General features: G+C 48.8%; 26 protein-coding genes and 1 pseudogene. 14 read left to right on the top strand and 13 right to left on the bottom strand.

What is annotated here, in order from left to right; genetic code table 11:
- The first annotated feature begins 33 nt into the window (after positions 1–33).
- The gene (gene crr, locus VP504_RS15335; protein WP_002537936.1) at positions 34–543 is read left to right on the top strand and encodes a PTS glucose transporter subunit IIA; all 510 of its coding nucleotides are present in this window, start codon (positions 34–36) and stop codon (positions 541–543) included.
- Between the two features lie 50 nt (positions 544–593).
- Here crr and VP504_RS15330 read toward each other — a convergent pair whose 3' ends face one another.
- The 6 genes and pseudogenes from VP504_RS15330 to VP504_RS15305 form a co-directional block, all read right to left on the bottom strand.
- Entirely contained in the window at positions 594–1,916 is a 1,323-nt protein-coding gene (locus VP504_RS15330; RefSeq protein ID WP_325891603.1) for an IS4 family transposase, read from the bottom strand.
- Positions 1,917–2,072: 156 nt separating this feature from the next.
- Positions 2,073–4,514, bottom strand: a pseudogene (locus tag VP504_RS15325) (glycosyl hydrolase 2 galactose-binding domain-containing protein).
- A 296-nt stretch (positions 4,515–4,810) separates the two neighbouring features.
- Positions 4,811–5,707 (bottom strand): Dyp-type peroxidase, encoded by an 897-nt coding sequence (locus tag VP504_RS15320; RefSeq protein WP_325891931.1) that lies wholly within the window; start codon positions 5,705–5,707, stop codon positions 4,811–4,813.
- A 174-nt stretch (positions 5,708–5,881) separates the two neighbouring features.
- Positions 5,882–6,277: a hypothetical protein gene (locus VP504_RS15315; protein ID WP_325891930.1), complete on the bottom strand. Its 396-nt coding sequence runs from the start codon at positions 6,275–6,277 to the stop codon at positions 5,882–5,884.
- Entirely contained in the window at positions 6,270–6,755 is a 486-nt protein-coding gene (locus VP504_RS15310) for a DUF2919 domain-containing protein (protein WP_325891929.1), read from the bottom strand. The genes VP504_RS15315 and VP504_RS15310 overlap by 8 nt, the downstream gene beginning before the upstream one ends.
- A 179-nt stretch (positions 6,756–6,934) precedes the next feature.
- Positions 6,935–7,252, bottom strand: coding sequence for a heavy metal-binding domain-containing protein (locus VP504_RS15305; RefSeq protein WP_062663041.1), 318 nt, complete (start codon positions 7,250–7,252; stop codon positions 6,935–6,937).
- A 123-nt stretch (positions 7,253–7,375) separates the two neighbouring features.
- Between VP504_RS15305 and VP504_RS15300 the strand changes: the two genes are divergently transcribed.
- Genes VP504_RS15300 through VP504_RS15290 form a run of 3 tightly spaced genes read left to right on the top strand, consistent with a single transcriptional unit; the run spans position 7,376 to position 8,519 of the window.
- Positions 7,376–7,708 carry a DUF2956 domain-containing protein gene (locus VP504_RS15300; RefSeq protein ID WP_325891928.1) on the top strand — a complete coding sequence of 111 codons (333 nt, stop codon included), beginning with the start codon at positions 7,376–7,378 and terminating at the stop codon, positions 7,706–7,708.
- Between the two features lie 16 nt (positions 7,709–7,724).
- Positions 7,725–8,162, top strand: coding sequence for a DUF1499 domain-containing protein (locus VP504_RS15295; RefSeq protein WP_325891927.1), 438 nt, complete (start codon positions 7,725–7,727; stop codon positions 8,160–8,162).
- Entirely contained in the window at positions 8,163–8,519 is a 357-nt protein-coding gene (locus VP504_RS15290) for an MmcQ/YjbR family DNA-binding protein (RefSeq protein ID WP_325891926.1), read from the top strand.
- A 38-nt stretch (positions 8,520–8,557) separates the two neighbouring features.
- Here VP504_RS15290 and VP504_RS15285 read toward each other — a convergent pair whose 3' ends face one another.
- Both VP504_RS15285 and VP504_RS15280 read right to left on the bottom strand, forming a co-directional pair.
- Complete coding sequence (locus VP504_RS15285) at positions 8,558–8,839, bottom strand: winged helix-turn-helix domain-containing protein (RefSeq protein ID WP_325891925.1); 282 nt, start codon at positions 8,837–8,839, stop codon at positions 8,558–8,560.
- 103 nt (positions 8,840–8,942) lie between these two features.
- A complete protein-coding gene (locus VP504_RS15280) occupies positions 8,943–9,239 on the bottom strand; it encodes an ArsR/SmtB family transcription factor (protein WP_325891924.1) in 297 nt (98 codons plus the stop codon).
- A gap of 204 nt (positions 9,240–9,443) precedes the next feature.
- Here VP504_RS15280 and VP504_RS15275 point away from each other — a divergent pair, with 204 nt between their 5' ends.
- The 5 genes from VP504_RS15275 (at position 9,444) to VP504_RS15255 (ending at position 13,157) form a co-directional block, all read left to right on the top strand.
- On the top strand, positions 9,444–9,794 hold the full coding sequence (locus VP504_RS15275; RefSeq protein ID WP_046302874.1) for an ArsC family reductase: 351 nt from the start codon (positions 9,444–9,446) through the stop codon (positions 9,792–9,794).
- Between the two features lie 31 nt (positions 9,795–9,825).
- Positions 9,826–10,962: a succinyl-diaminopimelate desuccinylase gene (dapE, locus tag VP504_RS15270; RefSeq protein WP_325891923.1), complete on the top strand. Its 1,137-nt coding sequence runs from the start codon at positions 9,826–9,828 to the stop codon at positions 10,960–10,962.
- Positions 10,959–11,633, top strand: coding sequence for a M15 family metallopeptidase (locus VP504_RS15265; RefSeq protein ID WP_325891922.1), 675 nt, complete (start codon positions 10,959–10,961; stop codon positions 11,631–11,633). The genes dapE and VP504_RS15265 overlap by 4 nt, the downstream gene beginning before the upstream one ends.
- 2 nt (positions 11,634–11,635) lie before the next feature.
- Positions 11,636–11,845, top strand: a complete 210-nt coding sequence (locus VP504_RS15260; protein WP_325891921.1) for a DUF2897 family protein — start codon at positions 11,636–11,638, stop codon at positions 11,843–11,845.
- A gap of 208 nt (positions 11,846–12,053) precedes the next feature.
- The gene (locus VP504_RS15255; protein WP_325891920.1) at positions 12,054–13,157 is read left to right on the top strand and encodes a phosphoribosylaminoimidazolesuccinocarboxamide synthase; all 1,104 of its coding nucleotides are present in this window, start codon (positions 12,054–12,056) and stop codon (positions 13,155–13,157) included.
- A gap of 65 nt (positions 13,158–13,222) precedes the next feature.
- Here VP504_RS15255 and bamC read toward each other — a convergent pair whose 3' ends face one another.
- Complete coding sequence (gene bamC / locus VP504_RS15250; protein WP_325891919.1) at positions 13,223–14,248, bottom strand: outer membrane protein assembly factor BamC; 1,026 nt, start codon at positions 14,246–14,248, stop codon at positions 13,223–13,225.
- An 18-nt stretch (positions 14,249–14,266) separates the two neighbouring features.
- Positions 14,267–15,145 carry a 4-hydroxy-tetrahydrodipicolinate synthase gene (dapA, locus tag VP504_RS15245; RefSeq protein ID WP_325891918.1) on the bottom strand — a complete coding sequence of 293 codons (879 nt, stop codon included), beginning with the start codon at positions 15,143–15,145 and terminating at the stop codon, positions 14,267–14,269.
- 221 nt (positions 15,146–15,366) lie between these two features.
- On the opposite strand from dapA, the gene bcp reads away from it, so the two are divergent.
- Entirely contained in the window at positions 15,367–15,837 is a 471-nt protein-coding gene (bcp, locus tag VP504_RS15240) for a thioredoxin-dependent thiol peroxidase (RefSeq protein ID WP_325891917.1), read from the top strand.
- 116 nt (positions 15,838–15,953) lie between these two features.
- Here the strand turns inward: bcp and VP504_RS15235 are convergent, their stop codons facing one another.
- From VP504_RS15235 to VP504_RS15225, 3 genes are all read right to left on the bottom strand, one after another.
- Positions 15,954–17,432, bottom strand: a complete 1,479-nt coding sequence (locus VP504_RS15235; protein WP_325891916.1) for an FAD-dependent oxidoreductase — start codon at positions 17,430–17,432, stop codon at positions 15,954–15,956.
- A gap of 108 nt (positions 17,433–17,540) precedes the next feature.
- Positions 17,541–18,623, bottom strand: a complete 1,083-nt coding sequence (locus VP504_RS15230) for an AI-2E family transporter (RefSeq protein WP_325891915.1) — start codon at positions 18,621–18,623, stop codon at positions 17,541–17,543.
- Between the two features lie 12 nt (positions 18,624–18,635).
- On the bottom strand, positions 18,636–18,857 hold the full coding sequence (locus VP504_RS15225) for a sulfurtransferase TusA family protein (RefSeq protein WP_325891914.1): 222 nt from the start codon (positions 18,855–18,857) through the stop codon (positions 18,636–18,638).
- Positions 18,858–19,028: 171 nt separating this feature from the next.
- Between VP504_RS15225 and VP504_RS15220 the strand changes: the two genes are divergently transcribed.
- From VP504_RS15220 to VP504_RS15205, 4 genes are read left to right on the top strand one after another with little or no spacing between them, the layout of a single operon-like run.
- On the top strand, positions 19,029–20,486 hold the full coding sequence (locus VP504_RS15220) for a beta-barrel assembly-enhancing protease (protein ID WP_325894059.1): 1,458 nt from the start codon (positions 19,029–19,031) through the stop codon (positions 20,484–20,486).
- 30 nt (positions 20,487–20,516) lie between these two features.
- Positions 20,517–20,861: an arsenate reductase (glutaredoxin) gene (gene arsC, locus VP504_RS15215; protein ID WP_325891913.1), complete on the top strand. Its 345-nt coding sequence runs from the start codon at positions 20,517–20,519 to the stop codon at positions 20,859–20,861.
- Positions 20,861–21,442 carry an NAD(P)H:quinone oxidoreductase gene (wrbA, locus tag VP504_RS15210; RefSeq protein WP_325891912.1) on the top strand — a complete coding sequence of 194 codons (582 nt, stop codon included), beginning with the start codon at positions 20,861–20,863 and terminating at the stop codon, positions 21,440–21,442. Before arsC ends, wrbA begins: the two co-directional genes overlap by 1 nt.
- 18 nt (positions 21,443–21,460) lie before the next feature.
- On the top strand, positions 21,461–21,874 hold the full coding sequence (locus VP504_RS15205; RefSeq protein ID WP_325891911.1) for a DUF2069 domain-containing protein: 414 nt from the start codon (positions 21,461–21,463) through the stop codon (positions 21,872–21,874).
- Positions 21,875–21,907: the final 33 nt, after the last annotated feature.

Genomic DNA, 21,907 nt, shown 5'->3' with positions numbered 1-21,907 from the left:
GCAAAGTATTGATAACGCTTAGGAGCAAACACTATGGGTCTGTTTGACAAACTGAAGAAGCTGGTTTCTGACGACAGCAACGACGCAGGCGCGATCGAAATCATCGCACCACTGTCTGGTGAAATCGTAAATATCGAAGACGTGCCAGACGTTGTTTTCGCTGAGAAAATCGTAGGCGACGGCATCGCGATCAAACCAGCTGGCGACAAAATGGTTGCACCAGTAAACGGTACCATTGGTAAGATTTTCGAAACTAACCACGCGTTCTCTATCGAATCTGAAGACGGCATCGAGCTGTTCGTTCACTTCGGTATTGATACCGTTGAACTGAAAGGTGAAGGCTTCAAGCGCATCGCTGAAGAAGGTCAGACTGTTAAAGTTGGCGACCCAATCATCGAATTCGATCTGGCTATGCTGGAAGAGAAAGCGAAGTCTACCCTGACTCCTGTTGTTATCTCTAACATGGACGAAATCAAAGAGCTGAACAAGCTTTCTGGTGCCGTTTCTGTTGGCGAAACGCCAGTACTGCGTATCAAGAAGTAATTCTTGAATCGCAAGAAAAAGCGCAGCTTCGAAGCTGTAATGCATGTGAATTAAGCTGAATGACGCTTTCTAGAAGGCCTAGTCGCATAGCGACTGGGCCTTTTCTTTACTGCTCTGGGATATGTCCTCTCCCGCCTCTCTGGAAGCACAAAGCTCTCTGCCATATCGAGGATATATCTGAGTACTTCTGGGTATCTGCCCGGCGCGACAGCCGGAAGCATCTGCAACTGACTCACCAAAAATATCGATGCCTGCTTAAAGCCTATTTGGTATGGCATCACCGTATTCAAGGAATACGCCATCTGGCACATCATAAAACGCAACAGGTTATAGGCGAGCAGCATTCCCCAAAGCTCCTGTTTCACTAACGCCGGCGTTTTACTTCTTAGCGTCAGGCTATTTTGAAGCATGGACTGTTTCATCTCTCGGTAGCCTAATTCGATTTCCCAGCGATGACTGTAGAGCTCTGCGATATCTGCACCTATATAACGCTTAGGGTCGGTCATGGAAGTCAGCAGTTTGACTTCTTTCCCTTTTATCTTGGTGGTAATGAGTCTGGCTTCCAGTGTATCCGGCGCATCTACCCACTTCTTTTTCGCTTGGGCAGTCAGGGAGAGCTCAACCAGCTCCTGACCGCGTCCCAGTTTTCTTAACGTCTTATATTGCGCCCCTTTACGAAGGGGAATTAGCCAGTGTCTTTCCTCTCCTTGGCTTTGCCAACGATGGAGAAGTCCCAATGCGTAGAAGCCTTTGTCAAACAGGGTAAGGCTATTGTCTTGGGCTTTGTCGATAAGCTGAGCGGTGAGGTCAATCTCACTGACCGAGACGGAGTCAAAGGCGGCACTGTTGAGCAGATGGCTCGTCAATTCCATGTGGCAGACCATGCGAACTTGGGGATAGTCTGACGTCGTTGTTTTATTACCTGTTCGACTAAACGCCTTATCATTGTCAGTCGTATCAGGTGTTCGCCAAACCACGCCATCGACGGCATGCAAAGTGAGCCCGTACCAATCGGGATGCGGGGTTTTCTCATGCCACAATTGCTGAGTTTGGTTGAACACCGCTTCTACGGGTTCATGTCCTAGTTTCTTACGGGCATGAATCACCGCGCTCGGCGCAACAAAAGGCTTCTTACCCGGAAGTAATATATCAAGCTGAGAGACCACCTTGCTCATCGATAGATGCCGATAAAGAGACATTCCCACCACGCTCCACACCATCAGTTCCATGGGGAGTCGACGCTTACGAATCGTGGCGACGCCCGTGTCTTCAAGACATTGATTAATCAGTGTGGGGCAAAGGAGATCTGATAGCCCATTGAGTTGGTCAGCAGAGAATTGGTGTATTCGGTCGAGCGCTTGCCTTAAGAACATAAAGAAATCCGAGTGCAGAGAAACACTCGGATTTTGACAGCCTATAAGGATCGTTCAACCGATCATTTATTGCTTAACTGATCGGCATTACAGCCGAAGCTGCGCTTTTTTGTGTCCGTTAAAAAGTGAAAGGGAGGCAATCGCCTCCCTTTTTGTTTAAAACGTCTCTGACAGTTGGTAAACACGAAGCCCTGCTTTCATTGCCTCTACATCAGCAAAGCCTTCGAAGTTTACTGTGACCGGAGAGCAAGGCATCAGCGTGAAACTGCTGTCACTGAAGCGTCCCTCGCCTTCAAACTCAAGATGAACAAAGAATGCTGGCAGATCTGATGTCAATACCAACTGCAAGCCATCCGTCCCTTCTATGATTTCAACATCCACTGAAGTCTTAGGTAGTGGTAGGCGTTTATAAACATCATCGAACCAGGTATTGGTGATCTCCTTGCCCTCACATTCCATGACTACATGGAAGAAGCCTTGATGCTTACGCTCATCAATCACTTGTCTGTCGCATTGCCAGACTGTTTGGTTGTCATCTTCGCCCAACTTAGTTTCAAACGGCCAGGTGTCGATCACCTCGCCTTGCCAGTCATACCAAGTCACCTGCCCTTTAGCATCCAGACTCCGGTGTTCATCATTGATCAGACGGAGTGCCAATGCGTCTTGCTCTTCCACAAATACCGCGGCCTGAATGTCAAAGAAGCGCTTGGCATGATAGTGGAGTTGCTTCCAGCGCCCTGTGTATTCAATACTTGACCACGAGCTCACTGGCCAACAATCGTTAAGTTGCCAGTAAAGAATCCCTCGGCACAGTGGTTTGTTGGCACGCCAGTATTCACTCGCCGTTTTAATTGCCAATGCCTGCTGAACCTGGCTCAGATATAACATCTGTGGGAAATCTTTCGGGAAGCGGAAGTAACGGGTGAACATCTCCGTCATGATGCTATTGCCACGCCCATTCTTCTGGTGTTGCTCAAAGGTCGGTGATGTGACGTTCCAGTCATGTTCCGATGCGAAAGTTTTCACTGTCGGCAGAGACGGCCAGGACTGATAACCGAACTCACTACAAAAACGTGGTTTCACTGTGTGGTAGGCATCAAAGGACTTTCCTGAGTGCCACACATCCCAGAAGTGCATATCACCCTTGTTGTCATCATGCCAGGCATCGCCAAAGTCTAACTCGCCATTACAAGGCGAACTCGCCCAGAATCTGCGGTGTGGATCTTCACGTTCAACCACCTCCTGCAGCACCCGGTTAAGACGGTCATAATTCACCACATACTTTTCGCGGTTGGTACGCGACTCTGGATACCAGCCGATCGCACCAATGACTTCGTTATCGCCACACCACAGGGCTATAGAGGGATGATCACTTAGACGACGAACCTGATATGACACTTCCAGCTCTACATCTTTCAGAAATTCTGGCGTTGAAGGGTAAAGCGCGCAGGCAAACATGAGATCTTGCCACACCATCAGACCTAGCTCATCGCACAATTCGTAGAAGCAGTCACGCTCATACATGCCACCGCCCCAGACACGAATCATATTCATGTTCGCAGCTTTCGCATCGTCTAAAAGCTGACGATAGCGTTCTGATGTTTGCAATCCCGGCATGGCATCCAATGGAATCCAATTAGCCCCTTTAGACATGATAGCTTTACCATTCATCACAAAAGTCATTACCGACCCAGCTTCGTCTGGCGTGGTATCCAGATGGAGCTCTCGCAAACCAATACGTTTGGTGACCCGTTGACCATCCACCGATACAGTCAGTGAGTAAAGCGGTTGACTACCGTACCCTGCTGGCCACCAGCGCTCTGGGTGAGTTATCGTGAAGCCACAAGTCAAAGGCTCAGCACCCGCTGCAATGGTAGTGCTTTGTGGCTCACCAGAAGGAGATGTCAGCACGCATTCAATCGCCGCAGAATCAGTACCGACGATTTCTGCATCGATAGAAAGGATAAGGTCGCATTGGCCATTACTTTGCCATTGCTGGGCAGTGCGAACACTTTTGAGCGCCAAATTGTGGATTGGCTGTAACTTCACGCTGTCATAAATACCGCTGGCAAGCAGGCAAATACCCCAGTCCTAGCCAGCGTGGCATTGGGTTTTACGAAGGGTATTCATGTGAGGAATTTGATTATTACCCACCGCCCAAGGCACAGGAAATGGCAAACGTTCAGCACGTGCTTTCGCCTCAATATCGGCACGCTTCAAGGTGACAGTCAGAATGTTCTCACCTTGCTTGAGGTAAGGACGCACATCAACGCGATATTCTCGGAACATATTGGCGCACAGCAAGACAACCTCGCCATTCACCGCTATAGATGCGACGGTATCGACCATGCTCAGCATTAGGTCAACACGAGGTGCTTCCAGCGTTGATGAATCCGCCTCGAACAATTTCGTCAGGAGCCAATCATGCTCACTGACCCATTGAACGTCAGTTTCATTGCAACCGTAGTAAGGGTCAGGGATTTTATCAGCGGCCAACAAGGCACTGTGAACATCACCAGGGATTTGGATCGGTGCGACAATGCTGTCATCAATTAGTGATGTCAGTGTCCATTCACCGTCGAGTATTAATTGGGTCACGCAATTTCTCCGGATAGTAAGAGATGCCGCGAACCGCTAATTCCTTGATACTGCAAAGCGTCCTTGTTGCCACGCCCATTCAACGACTCTCAAAACATAAAAACTGGGCTGAGAACACCACAGATATGAAAAGCCGTCGAGTAGAATAAGGATGCATTTGCCCGCCAATTGTCATTTCCAAAATCTGGCTCAAAAAACCGGAAAAGCCCTTTTAGCCGCGCTCACAAATTGACATAAAAAAAGCACCGACTAAAGGTGCTTTTAATGTTATCAGTAAAATTCAAAGTATTGATAAATCAAATACTTTCAAGTACCTCTATTGAAGGCGCATAGAAATACGCGCCTGTGACAGGTGTGGTAAAACGAAGCAACATGTCAGTTTCACCATCGCGCTCACCGAACATGCTTTCCAACATGGTTTTGTGAACATGTTGGGTATGGCAATAAGCCAAGAACAACAGGCCGTGATCACCTGACACAGAGCCATATGGCAGGCTGTGGCGAACCATTTTTAGCCCTTTACCATCTTCTTTAATATCTACTCGACCAACATGAGAAGTTGGTGGCACGTCGTCAAGCTCAATCGAGTCAGGCTTGGTACGGCCAATCACTTTCTCTTGCTGCTTGATGGTCAGTGGTTCCCATGCTGCCAGTTTGTGTACGTAACGCTGCATCATAACGATACTGCCACCAGCACATTCACCATCAGCGATAATCGCCACATCACGACGCGCTTCTTCGCCTTCCGGGTTTTCAGTGCCGTCGATAAACCCTGTCATGTCACGGGAATCGAGGTAACGATAACCGTAGGTTTCATCAATGACTTCAACCTCTGAAGCAATAGGTGACAAGAACTTGCGTAGCAGAAAGAAGTTCAGATCATGACGGGTTGAGTGAGCGTGAAGGAAAATATCACACTCCGTTGCAGGCGCATGGGCATCACCTTCCCCTATAGGACGAAAAGCCATAAAATCAGCAGGTGTTGCAATGCTATTTTCCGCACAGAAAGCTGGTGAAAAAGATACAGCTGCTTTCAGATTAGTACCAGGCTGCTGGGCATTAATGTCATCAACAAGGGAGTGAAGTACGCAACACTGCGCAAGAACTTCAGAAGAAGAGCCTTTGACTTTCAGGACTGTGTAAAGTGCGAAAAGACCTGCATCTGCAACGATTGCCGGTTGAGAGACCGCCATGTAGAACCTCCAGATAATACAGCTAGATAACCCAAACGACCTCAAAATACGGAAGGTACCCAGTATTTTGAGGTCGATTAGGTCTTTAATTTTTTAGTGTTTTAAGAAAGCTAGCATATTACCTGTGAAGCGCCGAGGCTTTGTCTCAGATCTGTAAAGTGGGATTTTGGGCACTTATACCGACGTAATTTCCACTTTTAAGGATGCAAATTCATCCAGTTGTTCGTTGCTCAGCTTAACAGAAGCCGGAGTATTAAGACCGGCACTGACAACGGGTGACATAATAGTTCGCCAACCGCCATCGTCGCACTGCTCTTGAACCAGAAGAGAGATTTTTACCTCATCAGCCGTCACTTCCAAAAGCTCAGCCTTGCCGATGAGTGCGCCTGTCGCTTCGCCATTATCAAACAGGACGGTTTCTTCTCCAGGCACAAGGGATACTGAGGTTTGTGCGCGGTGTTGCTTACCGGCACGATCCATTTCGAAATTAACATCAACCTGCCAGTCAGCCATGGCCAAGGGACTTAACATTGCGCTGAACAGGACAAGCCCTTTCTTCCACTCATTCATTTTTTTCTTCTCTTGTAATGGGGGCTTCAAATAAAAACTGAATACGGCGGCTTCTTAATAGGTATAACGCTAGCCAAATCGCCATCAGTAACATTAACGCCCCACTCCAGTGGAACTCCCAACGCTGAACCATCAGGTGTTTGACTTGCAGTATCAAATCACCACTCAACGCAGTTAGGAGGATGTACTTACCCAACCGCCAAGTACGCTGAAAAAATGCAGGGAAACGATGAAGACTTCCAGCCATCAGCATCAAAGCCACTGCAGGAAATCCCAACGCAAGTCCGACATAAAGCGCATCATGACTTGGGTAAAACAGCGAGAGCAAATCTTTACCTTGCTCCCGGCTGACGCCTGCAATCACAAACACTATCCAGGAACGCGCCAGAAAGAGGCCTGTCAGCCAGAACATCAGGTTTGGCTTTGCGTTGCCATGTTTGTCGTAATAGTCAGGGGATTGGTACAAAAGCGTATTCATCTATCTTGTTTCTTCAGGGTTATGCGCAGTCACCAGAAAAGGGAAGCATACAAAAAAACATTGTTCATAACCCTCCTTGGCACTTTGTCAGTAGTAATGGGGAGCACAAAGCTCAGGCTCATTATTTTGCGGTGTAGCGCAGTATCTTTCAGCCCAAGCTTTTAGCTCGCTCACATTTATCAAATGGTCACTGCCGTCCCGCTAACACTCACCATCAACATTCCACCATTGGGACCGACCACTTCATAATCAAGGTCAATCCCCACCACAGCGTTTCCTCCTGCGGCACGTGCCCGCTCTCTGAGTTCTTCGAATGCAATTTCACGCGCCTTAGCAAGTTCTTGCTCGTAAGCCGCCGAGCGACCGCCGACTATGTCGCGAATGCTCGCAAAAATATCTTTAAAAATATTCGCACCCAGGATTGCTTCACCAACGACTACGCCATGATAGTGTCTAATTTCGCGTCCCTGTACTGTTGGGGTAGTGGTTAAGATCATTTGTCCTTTCTCCCTTTTATTGTCATAAGAGGTCTGACACGATTCTCAGAATTTGGTTTCGTGACATTCAGTTATCATCGTTATAATCGCTCACTAGATTAGACCGTTAAAGATGAAAATAAGATGAGCAACGCCACGCCCTCGCCTGAAACCCAGCAAGAAGCCATGAAAATTGCCAAAGCGACGCAAAAGCCGGGGCAAACCAAAGAACAGACCAAACTCATTGCGCAAGGTATAGAGAAAGGCATTGCGCTATACAAGAAACAACAGAAAGCCAAAGCGCGGGATCGCGATAAAGAGCGAAAAAAGCAGCTTAAACAAAAACAGGTTGATACAACCCAACTGCAGGATGTGACTGAAACTGAACAGTCAGTGTCTACGTCTAGCAACCTTCTGCCTTGGGGACTGCTGATAGCCAGTTGGGCAGGGTTTGCAGCCTATATAATGAGCAACTAATAACAGGGAATACATCATGAAAAAAACGCTCTCACTCGCCACTGCCGGCGTAGCCATGATATTTGCGCTTGGATGTGCACAAGGAGAAGACGCCGTGACAGATAAATCTCTCAGCCCATGTGGCGACAAGCCAAATTGTGTTTCTACACAGGACCCACGTGAAGATTTCAACGTTGCGCCATTCGAGTTGGCAGAAGGTGCTTCGATAGCACCCATTCTGGAAGTCGCGCTCAGCATGCCAGGCACCCGTATTGGCGTTCAGGAGCCTGGCTATGTGCGTGTTGAGAGCGTCAGTAAAATCATGCGTTTCGTGGATGACCTGGAACTCCGTATCGATGGCGACCAGCTGATAGTCCGCTCTGAATCGCGCGTTGGATACTCTGACTTTGGCGTAAATCGAAAACGCGTCGAAGCCTTAAGAACAGCGCTTCAGGAAAAAGGACTCATCAAGTAAATGGACATCCCTGCACTCAAGGCACACTGCGAATCGCTGGTCGGCATCCGCCATGATGTGAAATGGGGTGGCGTTGATGTTTACAGCGTGCACCAGACCAAGATGGTTTGCATTTTCTATGATGGAGAAAAGATGGCCTGCAAGGTGCCGGAGGATTTGTTCGTTATGATGGCGGAGATCCCGGATTGCCGTCCGGCACCGCATCTGGCAAGAGTGGGATGGATAGAATTTGGCAAAAACTGCCCAATGCCAACGGCGGAAATCGAAAATATCATTTCCCGTTCTTGGCACTTGGTGGTAGATAAACTGCCTAAATACGTTCAGAAATCGCTAAGGCCTGCTCACGCCGAAGCCTGAAAACCAAAAACGCAGGCTCGTTAGCTGCGTTTTTTGTTTTATACCGTAAGCGTTCCCATGATGTCCTGCTTACGCTTTTCAACCCACTCACGCTTGAACGGACCCCAGTCAGTCAGGCGGTAATATCCATCATTGTGGCGACGTCCATCCTGAATGAACGACAACTCAATACCAAGGCCTGCCAGTGATTTGATCACGTCCTGAATCGTGCGACGTGGCCAGCCCGTGGCTTCAATTAAACGCGGAACGTTCGGACGTTCCATTTCTTCAACCAAAAAAGCGAGATACAGTCTTCTTGCAAAAACCGGATTCAGTTCCATTGAGACCTCCTAATATGACTGCTTTCCATTATTCAATGAATTGCAAAGGAGGTATTGCGCTTGATCAAATTGAACGCCTATTCATCAGCATGTCGTTTGGTCGTTAGCGCTCGCCACACCATGCGCCTTGAATTGCATTGATCAGGTTTTCCACTTTGCCATCTGCAATGCGGTAAAACACTGACTGCGACTCCTTGCGTGTCTCGACTAATCCCGCTTGTCGCAGTACGGTGAGATGTTGAGAGAAAGCAGACTGGCTCAAGGCACTGTTCTCAAGAAGGCGAGAGACATTTTTCTCCCCTTCCCGCAACTGACAGAGCACGATTAACCGTTCTGGGTGCGCGAGAATTCTCAGTACTTTTGCAGCATCTGTGGCTTGTTGTTGTAGTTCTTTACCCATGGCTAGCTGACACTCAATAAATTAGCTCTCTCTAATCAATTTACATCAGAAATCGCTAATATAGAAGTTTTGAATGAAATTGATTTATGAAGCTATTCGAATAGAAGTTAATTCAATGAAAGGGGAAGTCGCCTCACGCCTTGCTTTCAACACTTCGCAATGTCAATCTAGCACCCTCAACGTAGCACTATGAGGAAACAGTGAATGACCACAATGGTTTACGGGATTAAGAATTGCGACACCATCAAGAAAGCGCTGAAGTGGCTTGATGCGGAAGGCAAACCGTACACGTTTCATGATTACCGTAAAGACGGTATCGATCAGGAAATGTTAAAGCAATTTGTGGAAAAGCTGGGCTGGGAAGCACTGGTCAACAAGCGCGGTACCACTTTCCGAGGACTTTCCGAAGAACAAAAGAACAACCTGGATGAATCCAACGCCGTTTCTTTGATGCTGGTTCACCCTGCCATGATTAAGCGCCCTCTTTTGATTCACAACGACACGTATCACCTCGGCTTCAAAGCTGCAGAGTACGAAACCATTTTTAGCAAATAACACCGATTTAAGAACAAGGACACACAACCCCATGACAGACAGTGCGGTATTGTCTCTGGCCAAGGAATTAATAGGCCGTCCATCCGTGACTCCAGAAGATGAAGGATGTCAGGAACTAATGATCGAGCGCCTCGAAGCGCTGGGATTCAAAATTGAACGTATGGTGTTTGAAGACACCACCAACCTTTGGGCTCGTCGCGGTACCGAAGGCCCGCTGTTTGCCTTTGCAGGTCACACTGATGTGGTACCAGCAGGCCCTTTAGAGCAGTGGAAAACGCCTCCTTTTGAGCCGACAATCATAGACGGTTACCTGCATGGCCGTGGTGCGGCAGACATGAAAGGCTCATTGGCCGCGATGGTTGTCGCAACTGAACGCTTTATCGCACAAAACCCGGATCACAGTGGTTCACTGGCATTCCTTATCACCTCAGATGAAGAAGGCCCATTTATTAATGGAACGACCCGTGTTGTCGACACCCTGATGGCACGTGATGAAATCATCGACATGTGCATTGTGGGCGAGCCAAGCAGCACCAACGCGGTGGGTGATGTGGTCAAGAACGGTCGTCGCGGCTCACTGACTGGTGATGTCACCTTCAAAGGTATTCAGGGCCACGTTGCCTACCCTCACCTCGCGAAAAACCCGGTTCATCTGGCGCTGCCAGCACTCGCAGAACTGACCAGCGTTCAGTGGGATGAAGGTAACGCCTACTTCCCGCCAACCAGCCTGCAAATTCCAAACGTCGCCGCAGGTACAGGCGCAAGCAATGTGGTTCCAGGTGAGTTCCATGTCCAGTTCAACTTGCGCTACAGCACCGAATTAACCGCGCAGGACATAGAAACCCGCACTCACGCCATCTTCGATGCGCATGGCCTGGACTACGATATCAAATGGACCTACAACGGCTTGCCGTTCCTGACAGATGCAGGTTCTTTACTTGATGCTGTCGTTGAAGCCGTGGACGAAGTGAACAGCGAGAAGCCTCAACTTCTTACTACGGGCGGAACTTCCGACGGTCGCTTTATCGCGCAAATGGGTGGTCAGGTGATTGAACTGGGTCCAGTCAACGCTACCATCCACAAAGTGAATGAGTGTGTAAAGATTGATGATCTCGAGAAACTGACTGACATGTACCAGAAGGTACTGGAGAAAGTGCTGGCCAAATGAGTTGGACCCTTTCATCACTGACAGGACAATCACAAGACCATCTGTGCACTCTCACGGATGGTCTGATGCTGCATAAAGAGGTTCAGGCGGATTTCTTGGCCCTGCAAAGTTCGGCAGAAAAAGCCGGCTTTGAACTCACTATTGCCAGCAGCTTTCGTGATTTCAACCGTCAGCAGATGATATGGGACAACAAGTTCAATGGCCTACGCCCCATGCTTGATGGCAACGGAAATCCTTTGGATACCAGCCAACTCAACGATGACGATAAAGTGCGCGCCATTTTGCGCTGGTCGGCCTTGCCGGGGGCAAGCCGTCATCACTGGGGCACCGATATCGACATCTATGCCAGAAACCTCCTGCCTGAAGGTATCTCCATCCAGCTTGAACCTTGGGAATACCTTACCGGGCACCAAAAGCCTTTCTTTGATTGGCTTTTGGCCAACATGAAAACGCACGGCTTTTACCTGCCTTATCGTGAAGATAGAGGCGGTGTGGCATTTGAGCCCTGGCATATCAGCCACATCCCAACCACGCAAGGGGCGCTGGATATCCTCACGCCTGATGCACTCCGCACCGCGATCGCATCTTCTAACATCGCTGGACGGGAAACTGTTCTAAACCAGCTGGATTGGATATATTCTCAATACGTCTCGAACGTTTGTGAGGTCTGAGCATGGATATACTCACCAACCCCTACGTGATCATTTTCATTGTGGTCGCCGTTGTGGTCAGCAACATCATGGCACTGAAATACACGGCCAATGGCAAATTCGGTATGAAGCAAAAGCCCAAGCCAAAAGATGAAGACCAAAGCCATGAGCAAAAGAAAGAGCGAAAACCTTACGATGATGAGGATGACAACGACAAATCGTCTTTCTGGTGATCGATAGCGGCGACCATAGGGTCGCCTTTTTTCTGTCTGAAATTTTTTGCGCAAACGTTTGCGTTTTCAGTAACAGCCCCTGTTCAGTTCTGGTATCATGCAAAGCGTTTGGAGGGTGAGAGTCAGGAAGTCGCCGCTCTCACCACATAGAATGTTGTCTTGCCAGTGACGAAGCCTCGTCCTGCCACTTTTAGATAGGAATGTCTCAATGAGCCTTGCGGATCAAGTTCTCGCCGTTAACGACGATCTTCCCATTCGTACCCACCAACCTGTTCATAGCGGTAAAGTCCGCTCTGTCTACTGGCTGACAGAAGAAGACAGCAAACGACTTATTCAAGAAAAAGGCTATGATGTCGCCCCTGATGCGCCACTTGCCATTATGGTGATCAGTGACCGTATCTCCGCATTCGACTGTATCTGGCATGCCGAAGGTGGCCTGAAAGGCGTACCGGGTAAAGGCGCTGCACTGAATGCCATTTCCAACCATTGGTTCCGCCTGTTCAAGGAAAATGGACTGGCAGACAGCCATATTCTTGATATTCCCCACCCATTCGTTTGGATTGTTCAAAAAGCCAAACCCGTCATGATTGAAGCTATTTGCCGTAAATACATCACGGGTTCAATGTGGCGTGCCTACGCAAAAGGCGAGCGCGAATTCTGTGGCATTGAATTGCCTGAAGGACTGGAAAAAGACAAAGCGCTGCCAGAGCTTCTGATCACACCATCGACCAAAGGTATTCTAAAAGGCATTCCAGGTGTGCCTGAAGCGGATGACGTGAACATCACCCGCAAGAACATCGAAGACAACTTCGCAGCGTTTAATTTCTCATCTGCTGATGACATTGCGCGATACGAAACCTTGCTCAAAGAAGGTTTTGGCGTGATCAGCAATGCACTGGAAATGATTGACCAAACCTTCGTCGATACTAAGTTTGAGTTTGGTTATGTTACTGATGCAGCTGGTAAAGAAAAGCTCATCTACATGGATGAAGTGGGTACACCGGACTCTTCACGTATTTGGGACACCAAGGAATACGTGGCTGGCAATATCGTGGAAAATTCCAAAGAAGGCTTCCGCCAGTTCCTGCTGAACTATTTCCCTGATCCAGATATTCTGCTCAACAAAGAACGTATGCCAGAGCGTGAAGCTTTAGCACGCGACAACAACCTGCCTGTAGATGCACTGATGGACATTTCGCGCACCTACATTGGCATTGCAGAGAAAATCACTGGCGCACCGATTCATCTGAGTGACAACCCGAAACAGGAAATCATTGATATCCTGAAGGAAGAGTACGGTTTGATCGACTGATTCGTGAAGAATGAGAGACAAAAAAAGATGACGCCTTGGCGTCCTCTTTTTCGTTCTGTATAGACTTATTGGTTGTTCAAACGCTCTACGGCTGCAGTGAATGCTGGCGCGATACCGGCCAACACATCTTCACTTACAGGCTTGCCAGAACTGTCCGTCACGTTGATTGACGTACGGTTACCCAAGTCACCCAACAGAATGTTGTAGTTTTTCTGGCTAAGCTGAAGTGGCAATACACCAATCTCTTCCCAGAACTCATCAACCGGGGACTTGAATTCGACAGTTAAAGTACCTTGCGAGCGGTTGCGATCTTCGATGGTGAATCCAAGCTCACTCAAGATATTCGGGAAGCGTTCCCAGAACACTTCATACGGTGCACGAGCGATAATGACTGGCGATCCACCCCGGTCTTTGCCTAGGCTAATTGGAATGTTCTTCACCAACTCCAGCGCGCGCAAACGTGCTTCTTCACGCAGATCTGCATCATAACGGGCAGTGATCATATTAGTCATTTGCGCGTTATAACGGTCACGTGATGCCTGGGTCAGGTTATCTGCAGAGCCGTTACGCTTCCATTCCACCATTTCGATGTGGAAACCATAACGATTACGTTCCTCTACTGGTTTCACCACATAGCGGCTTTCAATGACTTCTTCATCTTCGTCAATCGTCCAGACCAGCCAATCCGTTTCAATACCTTTTGGCGATGAAGTGCGAACCGGGATCTGAGATTTTGCCGTCATGTCCTCAATGGTTTCCCATAGGCGCTGTGCTTGTTCTTCACGTGGCATCCAGACAGTGACACCCTGTCTGTTCTGCTCGTAGCGTGCACCCGGGATCAACTCAAGTATTTGCTGAGGTGGACGTATATCGATATCACGACCTACCGGGCCTTGGAAATCATTAGCAGGAATGCGGTAAGCACCGGAAAACTCAGGCTGCTGGTCAGGAAGGTTTTTCCAATCTGACAGCGGTGGTGTTTCAAGGTATTTAAAATCATCCGACGCCTGACGGCGCGAATCAGCGCTCGAGCAGGCCGCCAGCATGGCGACCATCACAGCACTCAAGCCGAACTTAAAAACAGGTTTCATTAAAACTCCAAAGAAGCGTTACAGCACGCCGGCATCTACAAGAGCCTGCTTCACTTTAGGCTGCAGTTTCACATCCAAAGTGGTCAGCGGCAGACGCAGTGTTCCGTCCGCAATCAAGCCCATTTCATGCAATGCCCACTTCACTGGAATTGGGTTCGCTTCAACGAAAAGATCATTGTGCAGAGGCATTATCTTCTCATTGATTGAACGGGCTTCGTCCATTTCTCCTGCCAGCGCCAGTTTGATCATTTTTGCCATTTGCGCTGCAGCAATGTTATTGGTCACTGAAATCACGCCATGGCCGCCAGCGGCAACAAAATCCAGGCCAGTGAGATCATCACCACTCAGTAAGATAAAATCTTCGCCACAAAGTTCACGGTGAAGTCGAACACGGTCCAAATCAGCGGTCGCATCTTTGATGCCAACAATGTTTTCAAACTCAGAAAGACGCGCGACCGTCTCAGGCAACATGTCAGCGACAGTACGACCTGGTACGTTGTACAGAATCTGTGGAAGTTCGCTCGACTCAGAAATGGCTTTAAAATGCTGATACAAACCTTCCTGAGAAGGTTTGTTGTAGTAAGGCACGACGCTCAGGCAGCCTGCAATACCAGAGCCCGCAAACATTTTGCTGAAAGTAATCGCTTCATGGGTTGCATTTGCGCCAGTTCCTGCGATGACAGGAATGCGTCCAGCGGCGAATTCGAGTGTCTTCAGAACAATCTTGATATGCTCTTCTACGGTGACAGTGGCAGATTCACCTGTCGTCCCGACAGAGACGATGGCGTCAGTGCCTGCATCAACATGAAAATCAACGAGATTTTTCAAACTGGCGTAATCAACTTCACCAGAGCTATCCATAGGCGTGACAAGTGCCACGATACTTCCTGAAAACATTTCCATCTCCAAAAACGCGTTTTGACCCATGGTACTTTTGGCGACATGCAAAAACAAGCACACAGAGGTGCCTTATACCCTTTGTTTGCGCGGTTGATCACCGTGAAAATGAACGATATTGTGCGCTTGGACGTATTGCCACTCGCGACAATGATTTATCCGCGTATTTTAACGAGACGTGTGCTCACTCGTTGCGACATGAAAATTAAGAAGGAAGAAACATGCAAACCCTCGAAGCCGGTGCAGCAGCGCCAGAATTCTCTCTGCAAGACCAAAACGGAAACACTGTCTCTTTGGGTCAGTTCAAAGGCAAAAACAAGGTGCTGGTTTACTTCTATCCGAAGGCAATGACACCAGGGTGCACAACTCAAGCCTGCTCACTACGTGACAGCAAGGCAGAACTGGATGCACTGAACACCATCGTTTTGGGCCTAAGCCCAGATCCAGTGAAAAAGCTGAAAGGCTTTGAAGAAAAGAAAGAGCTGAACTTCACTCTACTGAGTGATGAAGACCACGCTGTTGCCGATGCATTCGGCGTCTGGGGTCCTAAAAAATTCATGGGTAAAGAGTACGACGGCATTCACCGTCTGAGCTTCTTGGTGGATGAGAACGGTGTTATCGAACATGTGTTCAATAAGTTCAAAACCAAAGACCACCATGATGTGGTGATCAATTACCTGAAGGGCGAGTAATCGCAACAGGACCGAAAAAGGCCGTCAATGACGGCCTTTGTTATTTCTATGTCCCGTTCTGATATACCAAAACATCCTGAAGATGCCCGTATTCAGGGCGTTTGGGTATAGATAAATTACTTTACCGGAAATGGGATTGCCAGCGCTTCCGGGTAACCTCTCAGCGCCGTCAACGATTTCGCTTTCTCCACTACCTGTGCTTCGCTCAATGACTCAGTCAGCGACAGTGTTGGAGTATTCCAACCAGCTGGCAATTTCACACCGTGAAGCGCTTCTAACTGCTCAAGGATGCGGTTAGCTGCTTGCAGTGCCGATGAGGCTTTCACAAGTTCGACACGTGCGTAGCGCTCACCTTCAAAGGACGCATCAGCCGCACGCAAACTCGGGTCATCTCCCGGAATTTGCTGAGCGCCACAAAGCGGCTTTCCACCCACTTCGGCTTGCTCGAATGCAGGTAGCCAATTGGCGAAGTGGGAAATTGCACGGGAAGTACGCTCACGGATTTCAGACCATTCCCAGCCACCATCAGCTTTCACCACCATGCTTTCAGGCAATGGCGGATAAGCGGTTTCTGAGTCACTTTTCACCAAACCACCTTCAAACAAGGTGATCTCCTGCGTCATCCCATGAAGCTGAATAAAGCCCTGCGGATAGGGGGTCAACTGCGCCATGCCCTGTGGAGTGCCACGCTCACCGTGAACGATGACTTCTGGCCATTGACCAGCCTTTGATGGCCAGTGGGCGACATAGGCCGCTTTGTACTCCACCCAACGCTTCCTTGGTGCGGCGACTATGTCATCAAAAATACCCGTGCGGAAGCCAGCAGCATTGATCAGGTAATCGACACGCTGAGAAGCCACTTCTCCTCCCACGTTTTGTGCCTGGATGGTCCAGCCTTGATTCTCTGCCACCAAGTCAGTGACCTTGTGACCGAGTTTCAGCTCGCAATGTGGCGAGTTTTCGAGTCCCAAAGCAGCAGTGGCAGCCAAACGAAAAACACTGAGCCCATACTCCTGCACCACAACGATCGGATATTTAAATTTTTCGTGCGGCATATAGTGAGCAACGGGAATCACCCACTCTTGCGGCGTCTTAGGCGATTCGGGCAACGGAAGCTGCGCTAATGCCTCCATGTCCTTTCGGGAAACTAGGGTGTAATAATCTTCTGGCGCACCCAAAACTGCATTATCTGGGTCTTGAGCCACCAACGACTGATAATGGGCTGTCAGCACGTCGAGACGGCTCAAAATAGCGCTCGGCTCACCTGAGTCAGATGTAGGGATAGCAATCACGGTTGGGCGTCGGTTAACGGAGTGCGGATAGGCCCGAACAGTCTCGATAGATTGCTCCAGCAAAGTAATACATTGCTGTTCCGATATATCTCGGTATAAATTCCCACCAGCGTGCAAATGGCAGATTGGCGGCCCGCTAACGAGGCTTTCATTCGCTTCAAACAACATGGTCTCAATGCCCAAACCAGAAAGCTTAAGAGCAACTGTCGAGCCTGCAACACCACCACCGATGATGCCAACCTTAAACACTTTGTTTGATGCCAATGCACCACCTTTTTCACTCAACTCGATCGTACTTTTCATTCTAATCGCTGGATAACTGCAACACGAAACCCAATAGGGCTCAAAAAAAGAGAGACCCAAAACAGGTCCCTACTCGTTACTACTTACTTTAACACGTTGACGATCAATTTAGCTGTTAGTTTCCACTGCTGCTTCTTCTTCAGGGTCATTTGATGGCAGAGCGTTCCAGACAGCTTTCACCAGAGTCGCAAGAGGAATTGCAAAAAATACTCCCCAAAATCCCCAAAGCCCACCAAATACCAGTACCGCTACGATAATCGCCACAGGGTGCAAATTTACGGCTTCGGAGAAAAGAACTGGCACTAATACATTTCCGTCAAGCGCTTGAATAATGCCGTATGCCAACATCAGATAACCTAGTTCTGGGCTGATGCCCCATTGGAACAGCGCAACCATAAATATTGGCAAAGTCACTGCTGCCGCTCCGATGTAAGGGATCAGCACCGACAACCCCGTTGCCACACTCAGCAGCGCTGCATAACGGAGGTCTAAAACAGCAAAGGTAATGTAGCTGGTGACACCCACAATAATAATTTCAGTCACCTTGCCGCGAATATAGTTGGAGATTTGTTCATTCATCTCAATCCCAACCTTGTTGGTCAGTTTACGGTTACGTGGCAACAAGGAAGTGAACGAACGCATCATCTCTTCTTTGTCTTTTAGGAGGAAAAAGACCAGTAGCGGTACCAGAATCAGATAAACCGCCAACGCAGCAAGACTCACCAGCGACGACAGGGAACTTTTCACCACGGTTTCGCCCATTCCCAACACTCTGCTTTGCAATGTATCGATAAATGCGTTCACCATATGTGGCTGGATGAGCTCGGGATACTCATCAGGTAAATGAGATAAGTAACTTTGGAAGTCGTTGAACATTTTAGGAATATCTGCAATCAAATTGATGACCTGATTCCAGATAGTCGGCATCAAACCAAAAAAAGCGAGGATCATGAAGCCCACGAAGAGTAAGAGAACCAGAATAACGGATAATGTTCGGTTCAATCCAAGTTTAACCATTTTTGCGACAGGCCACTCTAAAAGATAGGCCAGCACGATGGCTACAAGGAGGGGGGCGAGCAAGTTGCCAAAAAAGTAGATGACCACAAAACCCATGACGAGCAGCGCAATCAAACTGACCGCGTGCGGATCTGAGAACCGTCGTTTGTACCAACGGTTAAGCATTTCTAGCATGTAGTTTCCTGTTTATAGTTTGGTGACGTTTATCACCGTCGCTCCCTGAACAAGCTGACTCTCAAATTCAAATCCGTTCTTATCCAAGTAACGGGGAATGTCCTTCAAGGCGCCACTGTCCGTAATATATAGCGCTATTTGCTGTCCTTGCTTTAATGCTGCGCAGGCTCTTTTCGCCAAGAGCAACGCCATAGGACAACGCTGCTCACGCAAATCAAGGGATTGAATTTCCATTCTTTCTCGCTGACCGCTATTATCGTCGGCATTGTATACTCAAACAACGCGGATAAGTAGTTTGGGTGTTCTGACAACCTCGCCGCGAAAGCAAGAACCTCTCGCCAGTCATGTTGTCTACCTATAACGATACCCCAATGATTCCGCGTGCTGGAGGCACCAACGTCAGTCATGCTGCTTTTAAAAAAAGCCACAACAAGCCTTCTAATTGCTTCTCTTGTCCTCACATCGCCAGTGATGGCTACATCGTACAGCGATCTCCCTGAAATCGGTACAGCCGCAGCAGGCACGCTGACTGTAGAGAAAGAAATCGAATATGGCGACGCTTACATGCGCATGCTTCGTGGCAGCCAGCCTATTGTGAATGACCCAGTATTGTCGGAGTATATTTCCTCTCTGGGTGCATCTCTGGTTGCCAACGCCAATGATGTTAAAACACCTTTTGAGTTTTTTCTGATACGGAATCGTGACATTAATGCCTTTGCTTTCTTTGGTGGTCACGTTGCCTTACACACAGGTCTGTTTCTCCATGCACAGAGTGAAAGTGAGCTCGCTTCTGTGGTCGCCCACGAAATTGCACACTTAACGCAACGCCACCTAGCCAGAGCAATGGAAGATCAGGCACGTAAAACGCCGCTGACTATGGCTGCATTAGTTGGTTCCCTGATGCTGGCAATTGCAGCTCCCCAGGCAGGAATTGCCGCCGCGCAGGCAACGACGGCGGCTTCTATCCAAAGCCAAATCAACTACACACGAAGTAACGAGAAAGAAGCCGACCGCATTGGGCTGGAAACCCTTTCACGCTCTGGGTTTGACGTAAATGCGATGCCCGTGTTCTTCACGCGCATGGCAGACCAATACCGCTTTGCATCGAAACCGCCACAGTTCTTGTTGACTCACCCATTGCCAGACTCGCGTATCACCGATTCACGCTCCCGCGCGCAGCAATATCCGCAACACACTGTTCCTTTGTCACCGGAGTACCATCTTGCCCGTGCCCGTGTGGTTGCTCGTTTTACCGGCATCGACAGTGCTGCCGCCTTAGACTGGTTTAACCGACAACTTAATAAAGCTTCGCCTGCTCGCGCCCAATCACTGAATTACGGAAAAGCGCTGGTGTATATCGACAGCAGACAATTCGATAAAGCCGGGGAGTTGCTCACACCACTTTACAAGGCCCAGCCAAATAACCGCTTCTATCTTGATGCGATGACAGATCTAGACGTTGCTCAAAAACAGTATGATGCAGCTCTGAAACGCCTTGATAAAGCGCTCGCAAGTCAACCGAACAATGCCGTATTGCTGTTAAACCGTGATTACGTTTTGGTAAAAGCAGGACGTTATGAAGATGCGATTAAAGGTCTAGTAAAAGTAACACACCGCTTTCCAACCAAAACTAACGGTTGGTCGTTACTTCAGGAGGCTTACGACAGCAAGGGGATCCGCCACGGCGCACTTGCAGCGCAAGCAGAGCTATATGCCCTTCAGGGGCGCTGGCACAAGGCCATTAACAATTACACACAAGCCAGCCAGCTTGTGGAACTTGGCAGCCTTGATCAGGCTCGCTACGATGCACGTATCGATCAGCTTAGGGTGCAAGAAGCGCGCTTTGCGGAATTGCAGCGCTGAGCGACAAACTAAAACAAAAAAGGAACTGTCATGTCAGTCACTATCTATCACAACTCTCGTTGCTCAAAGAGCCGTCAAACACTGGCACTTTTGGAAGAAAAAGGCATTCAGCCAGACGTCGTAGCCTATCTGGAAACACCGCCATCTGCAGACACTATAAAAACCCTACTGGAGCAATTGGGCTTCGACTCACCACGCCAAATGATGCGCACTAAAGAAGCGCTCTACAAAGAGCTACAACTTGCCGATGCGACGGATGAGCAACTCATTCATGCCATGGTTGAAAATCCAAAGCTGATTGAACGCCCGATCGTTGTCGCGAATGGTAAGGCTGCAATGGGTCGCCCGCCAGAAAACGTACTGGCCATTTTGTAATGACTGAGATTCTGGTTCTCTATTACAGTCGACATGGTGGGACAAGAAATATTGCCCGCATGATTGCCCGTGGTATTGAAGCATCAGGCGCACTGGCAAGATTGCGCACCGTGCCTGACGTTTCCTTTGTTGGAGAAACACCATCAACAGAGGTTCCGGAAGACCCATATGTGTCGATTGAGGATTTGAAAGCGTGCCATGGTTTAGCACTTGGCAGCCCAGTTCGCTTTGGCAACATGGCAGCACCGCTCAAACATTTTATCGACAGCACAGCCAAGGACTGGCTGTCTGGCACCCTGATTGGAAAGCCTGCGGTGGTATTTACATCAGGCTCCATGTTGCACGGTGGTCAGGAAACGACCCTCAACACCATGATGCTGCCGCTACTTCATCATGGCATGGTGATTGTTGGTTTGCCTCACTCAGAGCCCGCCCTTCACACCACCCAAGGTGGCGGATCACCCTATGGCCCATCACACATCACAGGTGAAGGTCGACGCCAACCAGATGCCGAAGAGAAAAGCCTCGCCATTGCTGGCGGTAAGCGGCTGGCAGAGATAGCCGCACGCCTCAAAGATTGATAAAAAGGAGTTATCCCGTTGTTTTCTTCCAGTTCAGCACTGAGGCCTCTGGCTCTCAGTGCATATTTAGCACTCATTGGCTGGGTCGCTTTGTGGCATGGTGTGATTTCACCGCACCCACATGTTAACCCTATCGGTGTAGCTATCGCTTGGATGCTTCCTCTGCTCTTGCCACTTATTGGTATTTTGAAGGGTAAAGCCTATACCCACGCTTGGGCCAATTTCATTTTGATGTTCTATTTCCTTCATGCGTTGACCATTCTATGGGTCGATGTAGGAGAGCGTTGGCTGGCTTCAATTGAGTTAGTGCTGACTTCCTTATCTTTTGTCTGCAACGTGTATTATGCCAAGCGCAAGGGACAGGAAGAAGGGCTGGGACTGAAGAAACTTTCCCAAGTTGAGAAAGAAGAAAAAGCACGTTTCGAGCAATAAGCATCAAATCGTTACCAATAAAAAAGCAGGTTT

Origin of the sequence: Grimontia sp. NTOU-MAR1, assembly GCF_035758505.1 — a bacterium.
In the GTDB taxonomy this organism is placed as follows: Bacteria; Pseudomonadota; Gammaproteobacteria; order Enterobacterales; family Vibrionaceae; genus Enterovibrio; species Enterovibrio marinus.
Note: the sequence above shows the minus strand (reverse complement) of the source record. Positions and strands in the feature narration are given on the sequence as shown.